The organism is Psychrobacter sp., from assembly GCF_041554015.1.
GTDB lineage: Bacteria > Pseudomonadota > Gammaproteobacteria > Pseudomonadales > Moraxellaceae > Psychrobacter.
This window is the reverse complement of sequence record NZ_JBFFMS010000062.1, coordinates 1-7,468: the sequence shown is the minus strand read 5'-3', so window position 1 is coordinate 7,468 and position 7,468 is coordinate 1. Positions and strand designations below refer to the sequence as shown.

The 7,468-nt window shown below is 42.2% G+C and carries 5 protein-coding genes and 1 pseudogene; 2 read left to right on the top strand and 4 right to left on the bottom strand.

What is annotated here, in order from left to right; translation table 11 throughout:
• Positions 1-185: 185 nt before the first annotated feature.
• Positions 186-350, top strand: a pseudogene (locus ABYU67_RS11480) (acyltransferase); the annotation flags it as partial.
• A gap of 370 nt (positions 351-720) precedes the next feature.
• The gene (locus ABYU67_RS11475; protein ID WP_372845314.1) at positions 721-1,443 is read left to right on the top strand and encodes a hypothetical protein; all 723 of its coding nucleotides are present in this window, start codon (positions 721-723) and stop codon (positions 1,441-1,443) included.
• A 144-nt stretch (positions 1,444-1,587) separates the two neighbouring features.
• On the opposite strand, the gene ABYU67_RS11470 is transcribed toward ABYU67_RS11475, so the two are convergent.
• The 4 genes from ABYU67_RS11470 to ssb form a co-directional block, all read right to left on the bottom strand.
• Positions 1,588-2,751: an HlyD family efflux transporter periplasmic adaptor subunit gene (locus ABYU67_RS11470; protein WP_372845312.1), complete on the bottom strand. Its 1,164-nt coding sequence runs from the start codon at positions 2,749-2,751 to the stop codon at positions 1,588-1,590.
• Positions 2,752-2,753: 2 nt separating this feature from the next.
• Positions 2,754-5,078, bottom strand: coding sequence for a type I secretion system permease/ATPase (locus tag ABYU67_RS11465; RefSeq protein ID WP_372845310.1), 2,325 nt, complete (start codon positions 5,076-5,078; stop codon positions 2,754-2,756).
• Between the two features lie 74 nt (positions 5,079-5,152).
• A complete protein-coding gene (locus tag ABYU67_RS11460) occupies positions 5,153-6,637 on the bottom strand; it encodes a TolC family protein (RefSeq protein ID WP_372845308.1) in 1,485 nt (494 codons plus the stop codon).
• 362 nt (positions 6,638-6,999) lie between these two features.
• Positions 7,000-7,468, bottom strand: a 469-nt coding sequence (ssb, locus tag ABYU67_RS11455) for a single-stranded DNA-binding protein (protein WP_372845306.1), incomplete at its 5' end; no start/stop codon positions are given.

The following is a 7,468-nucleotide window of genomic DNA, read 5'->3' as shown; positions in this document are numbered from 1 at the left end:
GATATCTTTGCTCTTGGGTAAGATGTGTATAGTGTTTCATAACGTTCTGATATGTAGGAGTTGAAGTTTGAAATGCAACACGGCACATCTTACTCTTCAACTCATTCTTTTAAAACGTTGCACTTCTTATTTGAATCTAGGTCATAAAACATATCATAACCATGAAATTAGAAATTATTTTTCAGATCGATGGTATGCTAGACATGACGATTGTCTATCCTGACGGCGTACCCACTTATAATGACTTGTGGGAAGGTAATATCAAATATCTGGGCGTCGATGTGAGACATATCGAGATACCTGAAGACTTACTTGCTCCAATCAAAAATGGCTGTTACGAAACAGATAAAGGGTAAAGCTGTAAAATCGCAGATGTTTGGCTGAATTGAATAGGCATGGTACAAAAAAGATTAGCTTATTACAGAAGTGTTGGCTGAATTTGAAACTAAAGAGGCCATATAAGATGCTTAGACTAAAATATTGCTAGGTTAAAAAATAGAATAAACACCCCACTCTCAACTTGTTTTTCTAAGGTATTGGTTTACTTAGTTTTTAAAATTTCAGTTAAAACAATTAGAATTTTAAATTCTATAAAAACCAAAAGCCTACGATAAGTTGAGATTGGCGTAATAAACCCTCTATACTAATGACCCTTATTATTTAATAACCTCAAGATAATCAGTGCAGGTACTAATATTATAAGATAGGTAGCTCTATGTAATGATGAAATTTCGTGAAAAATGGTTTTGGGCGTTATGCCTTGCGATATTAGTACATTCTGGGATTTTCCTTATTTTTTATCTCAATACCAATAAAACCAATACGGTAGAAATAGCTGATAACGGTGTGGATACAGCAGACATGTCAACTGCTGTCAGTGATATAACGCTACCACCTACTGATAAAATCTATACCACTACTGTCACGAGTACTAAATCGCTCGACAATATCGATAATAGCCTTAATAACATCGATAATGTTGACGAAAGGTCTGTAGTAACCAAGCCAATGAGCAATGACGAGCAAACCGTCAACTCAGAGAATATACAAACACGATCTACTCAAACTTCCAACAACATTTATGATAACTCTAAAAAAGCTACTCCTCGCTCTCAAGAAATAACTCAGAAAAATGAAGCCTCTACTCAAAAAAATCAGTCTATAAAAGATAAAAACCCTCAACCTATGGTCGCGAACTCTGACCAAAATTTAGAGGAAATTAAAAATAATGCTGGGCTGTTAGATATAGATATCCCCACACAAAAGAGTGCTGTGCAAATAGATAAAGACTATCTATCAGCAAAATCTGAAGTAGAAGAGATTAACAGTCAATTGAGCGCTGCCATCAATGAGGTTAAGAAACGCAATGAGCAAAAAATTGATGAGAGGCAACAGTTAAAAAATGAGGCGAGCGCCAAAGGTAGCCAAGATTTTATTGATTAATCTGGATAGAGGGATAGCAGTTATAAATAGCAGCGCAGTTTGACTTAATACTACTTAACCTAACGCCTATACATAAAAACCCCAGTGGTTGGCTGGGGTTTTTATAGATTTAATTAGCAAGTACTTATAATTAAAGTGTTAACGCTAGCCTAAACCTTCTGATAACGTCTTAGTAATCGGCTTGGTCAGGTAAGACAATACCGTACGCTCCATCGCTTTGATATCGACAGATGCTGTCATACCGGGCTTGATGACAATCTCATCACCGCGGCCTTTGAACTCAGCACCATTAATAACAATCAATACGCGATAATAAGGCTCTTCTCCTTTAGGCGTTTGCTCCATGAGTGTGTCTGGACTGATATAGTTGACCGTGCCATTCATTGCCCCAAAGATGGAGTAATCATAAGCATCAAGCTTAACAGTCGCCTCTTGATCTTCTTTAACGTAAGCAATATCGGCAGGACTGACTTTTGCATCTATCACCAAATCGCTACTGGTCGGTAAGATCTGCATAATGACCTCGCCTGGCTTAACCACACCGCCAATAGTGGTCACGTTGATATTCTTAATTTTGCCTTCTGTTGGTGCCATCAAACGCTTCTCTTCTAGTACTTGCGCCCGATCTCGTAATTGCTCTAGCTCAGTATCTAGCTCCTCTTGAGCCTTTGTCATTTCAGCCTGTGCTTCTTCAAAGTACTTATTACGCTTGTTGTTGATCTGCGCCTCGATATCAGCAACTTGACGACTCAGCTTGATGACATCTGCCTGACTAACATCGCCATATTCTAATAAAGGCTCATTCATGCGTAGCTCTTGACGTGCTAATACCAGCATTTTTTCAAGAGAAGAGACTTCTTCATTGATAGCTTGACGACGTCTATCGTATAACGCCCTTTGGTTTTGTACATATTCAGGATAATTCTGCACGCCTTTAGGAAACACTAAGGGTTTTTCAAAAATCTCAGCGTTTAACCTTGCCAACTTAGCAGTTAGCGCAGCTGTTTTAGAAGCAGAATTATCAACCGCCGCTTTAGCACGCTCTTCTTCTAAAACTACAAGTAGCTGGCCTGCTTTAACGTCTTCGCCTTCGGTGACAGCTAATTCAGTCAGCACGCCACCTTCTGATGCTTGGATTTCTTGCGTTCGAGCGCTTGCAATCACCGTTGCTTGAGCACGAGTTACCTGATCAATCTTGGCAAATGATGCCCAGACAATTAACGTAATAATACCAATTAATGCAATCCAAATACTCAACCTTGAACGATTAACCTTGGGCTTAGTGGGTGTGTACTTATATTCTGACATGCCTACTTCCCTTGGTCGTCTGTTAAATTTTTAGCATTGATAGATTTTATACTGATGTTTCTCACTCTAGATGTGGCAGGCTTGGTATCGTCGGCACCCTCTTTTGACGGTTGATTGGCTTTATTAACGATTTTATCTCTTTGCTGTACGGTGGTTTTGTTTTTTGCTTGATCGTTTTTTCTAAGCTCATCAAGTACGGCCTGTTTTGGACCATCAATGATAATGCGCTGATTGTCCATAATGATTAGCCGATCTACCAAGTCCAGCAATGCTGTCTTATGCGTAGAGACAATAAACGTCTGACCATTCGTCAGCTCTTGACGCAAAACTTGTAAGCAGCGCTGTTCTTGCCGATTGTCCATAGAAGCAGTAGGCTCATCTAGCAAAAACACATCAGGTTTGGTCAATAACAAGCGAGTAAATGCTACCAGTTGCTTTTGCCCACCAGATAGTCCCTTACCACCTTCACTAATTGGCAGATCGAGGCCGCTCGAATGACTTGATACCAGATTAATCAACCCCGTCCTATTTAAAGTGTCTTGAAGAACATCATCGTTAGGCGCAGCCATACCAATTAATAAGTTCTCACGCAGGGTCCCTTGAAACAATCGATGATCTTGCTGCAAATATCCCAAGCGTTCACTGAGTGTCTCACGGCTGATTTGATGAATATCAAGACCGTCTAGCAATACACGGCCTTCAGTGGGTGCGTACAACCCTGCCAGCACTTTAAGCAACGTGGACTTGCCTGAACCAATCGGCCCAAGTATCGCTATACGCTCGCCTGGTTTGATAGTCAGCTTTGGCACATTGATGGCTGGGCGGTCATTGCCTTGATAATTAAAAGTCATACCATCACACTGATAGGCACCTTTAATATGTGTGGGTGACAACGGATAGGCCACGCCTTGGTTGTCTTGCTCAAGGGCAAATAGGCTCTCAATGTTTAATTTGGCGGCTTTGGCATGAGCATACTGAACTAATAAATTGGGTATCGACATAACAGGGGCCAGTATCCTACCACCAAGTATCGAGCAGGCAATCAGTCCACCCATTGTCATGTCGCCTTGCATCACCACAAATGAGCCAACAATCACGATCCCAACATAACTTACTTGCTGCAGCATTTGCGTGAAATACGTTAAATTGTCATTGGCATGCTTCATGTCCAAGTCATTTTTGATGGTAACGTCCATCACATCAAGCCAACGCGAGAGAAACTTCCAACTGCCCGCCCCTGCTTTTATAGTCTCAACACCTTCTACAGCCTCTACTAACAGACCTGTCTTGTAATAAGAGGCAGTCGCGCCTTCTGCTGCAATGGCATCAATGCGTTTGCGAGCAATCAATCCCATCGTAATCGCAATTACCGCTGCGATCACTGGAACAACAGCGACTAATGGTGAGCCAATAAAAGCCACTAAGCTGATGAATATAATGGTCATGGGCAAATCGACTAAACCAAAAAGCGTGCTCGCCGTAAAAAAGCTACGCACTTGCTCATAACCACGTAACTGTGCTGCCATAGAGCCAACGGACCCCGGCATTTGGTCGATACGTACTTTGAGTAGACGCTGGAACACTTCCCGAGATAGATACTGATCAAGACCGACGACTACCTTATCCATGATTCTTGAGCGAGAAAACTTCATAAACGCTTCAAACATAATCACTAAGAAGACGCCGCTGGCTAAAATGATTAGCGTATATTCACTGCGTGTTGGTATGACACGGTCATAAACTTGCATAGAAAATAGAGAAACGGCTAATGCCAGCATGTTAATCAGAAAGGTGGCAATTACGGCTTCAGCTAAAATGCCTTTATAATTACCTAAATCAGACTTTAACAGATCAGAAAATGAGGCCTTTCGCTGCTTAATATGATCTTCTTTTAAACGGATACGCATTACTAAAGTCAACTCTTCGGCACGCGTATGTACCTTCTGGTTCGCTTGTCTAAAGTTCCAGCTTCTTTGCGGCGTTTGACTATCAATCACGCCCCAACCGATATCTGAGCGGTAAGCCAATAACGGTAAAAAAGCCGCATCAGGCTGCTCTAATATTTCGGGTGTGTCTGTGATGCCTATACCCTGTAATACTGCGATGACACCGCCTAATTCATGAATGCTCTGACCTTGTGTATCCGATTGCTCGCTATGGCGCTCGACGACATTATGGAGCCGTATATTATCTACCGGATAGCCTTGCTGACCGAGTAAGTGCTTAATAGCATCGGTCAGCGTTTCGGTTAGATTGACCGGTTCTGAGTATTGCAGCTCATGATGGTCAACAGACTGAGACGATGTCTTTTGTAATTGTGCACTCATATTAATCACTTATTCAATATTTTAGATGGTTGCGTATGTAAGATATTTTAGGCGCTCTTATATGACTGTATTATTTAATTGTTTGTCATACTATTTTGATCAATGATCGGCGTAATACTGTAGTCATCATTTAACATGAGATAGTCGCCATTATTCAGACCCTGCTCTGCAGTCGCAGGTAACCTAATCTCGATATACTCTTCCTCTGCTGAGTCTTCTCCATAGCCAAACTCACTACTGGCGCTACTTTTATCTTGCTTATTAAGCCACTGCTTAACGGAATCTGTCGGACTAAACAAAGTCACCGGTTTGCGATTATGAGAAAACTGCTGCCACTGCATAATGCCAAAATCTACTTGTAATCGATAAAATGCGCCCAGCATTTCTGCCCGAGTTTGCACCAGCTGCACTTGATAATCGTTATGTTCACGAACGGCATTGAGCACTTCAAGCCATGATTTGCGGCCTGCAATGAACTGTCTGCGATAAGAACTAACGACAATTTGCGCACCTGCGACAGCCGCGACCAATGACGTCTCTCTATCTTTTGCACTAACAAACTGCTGGTACTGTACTTGAATATTCTCTATCACATTACGGCGTGCTGCTTCTTGATTCTGTACCAAGCTGTTGACCTGCGCTTGTGAGGCACGTGCTAGCGCAAAATTGGAAAATCCAGCACCGGGTGCATAACTCAAGCCTAATGAAAACTTACCATCGTTTTCGTTATTTTCATGATAGTAAGCATGTTCGTACTGGGCATAAATAGTGGGGTATTGAGCAGCTTTTTGCGATTCCACACCTTGCTTGGCAGATTCAATCTGGAAATGCTCTTTTACGACAGTAGGATTGTAAAAACCTGCTCGATCAAAGGCCATTTTTTCAAAATCAACAGATTGGCGCTTGGCTTGCTCCACCAATACTTTGATATTCGGTATACTGGTTGCACTCATCTGAGACAACGGCTGACCGATAATTTGCTCAAGCCTAGCAGCGGCAATACGTTGCTGTTCAACTGCTGCTTGATAAGCCGTTTGCTCTTGCAAGATACGATTGGTTACGAGATCAAGCTCAATACGGGCTGATACGCCTTGACCAACGCGGCGCTGCATCATGGCCTCAAATTCACTAAGCTCTTTTAAATTGTTAACATGGACGCTTTGTTTGGCCACGGCTTGGATATAGCTCTGCCAAGCATCAATGGTCGTTTTGGCGACTAGATTTTGTTGCTCGTAGATATATTCCACGGCGGCTTTATCATCAAATATGGCTTGATTGACATCTGCCGTGAGCTTGCCGCCCGTCCATAGAGGCTGGCGGAGGGTCACTTGTGAGACAAAATCATTGTCCCTGTCAAAACCTGAGCTGACACTTGGCGTTGGCAACAGATTCAACTTGGCCGCGCTGATACCTTCTGTGGTTGCTTGTTGACTCGCGCGTGCCGATCCTACCAACGGGTGCGTCTGAATCGCTTGTGCAACCAAACTGTTGATTTGAAAATCTTCTACCGCTGCTTGGGCAGTCATTGTAAAGCACATGCCAGTCACCAAAACTGTCATAAAATGGCGCACTGAAATACTACGAGTTAACTGCTTTAGATTTGCTAAATTCTTTATATTAATTTCCAATGGTTGCCCTTATTAATACACTCTTAAATATGTATCCAACACCTACGCACTAAACTTTACCAAACCGACTATATCGGAGACAAGTATACTTGATTCAGGAAGCAATGCCTGACAAGGTCGAATTCTCATAATACTGTCTTTCAAACTCAAAAGATGACACATAACCAACTTTACTAGAGTCACTGTTTGATTTTGTGTATGTATTTTCTAAATTGCAGTTAGAAAGAATCTAGGGTACACCGATGATTACAACTACAAGCCCTTCAAACGTTTTGATGGTTGTTTTCAAAAATTTAAAATTGACCGTCAAAGTGAGGAGCGAAGGGAATATCGTCGTCTACTGGCCCGGGTGGAAGCCCCTGATTAACATTGTTTTTATTTATTTTATTGTTGGGTGCTTGCTGGTCGTTCTGAGGCTTTTGACGGTCCAGATGACTGATTTGTTTGTTGTTATCGTCATTACTATCTAACATCTGCATCTGGTCAGCGCGAATTTCAGTCGCATAACGGTCGCTACCGTCAGGGGCTTGGTACTTACGAGTGCGTAAGCTACCCTCAATATAGACTTTACTGCCTTTACGCAGATACTGAGCAGCGATTTCACCTAAACGATTGAATAGGGAAACACGATGCCATTCGGTCGCTTCTCTTTTTTCGCCACTCTGTTTATCAGTCCATTGCTCAGAGGTCGCTACTGATATATTGGTAACACTACCGCCGTTATTAAATTGACGTGCCTCGGGATCTGCACCGAGGTTGCCG

Coding starts and splice junctions, on each gene's coding strand:
- ABYU67_RS11465 (WP_372845310.1), bottom strand. CDS start 5,078: ATGAGTGCACAATTACAAAAGACATCGTCTCAGTCTGTTGACCATCAT.
- ABYU67_RS11470 (WP_372845312.1), bottom strand. CDS start 2,751: ATGTCAGAATATAAGTACACACCCACTAAGCCCAAGGTTAATCGTTCA.
- ABYU67_RS11475 (WP_372845314.1), top strand. CDS start 721: ATGATGAAATTTCGTGAAAAATGGTTTTGGGCGTTATGCCTTGCGATA.
- ABYU67_RS11460 (WP_372845308.1), bottom strand. CDS start 6,637: ATGACAGTTTTGGTGACTGGCATGTGCTTTACAATGACTGCCCAAGCA.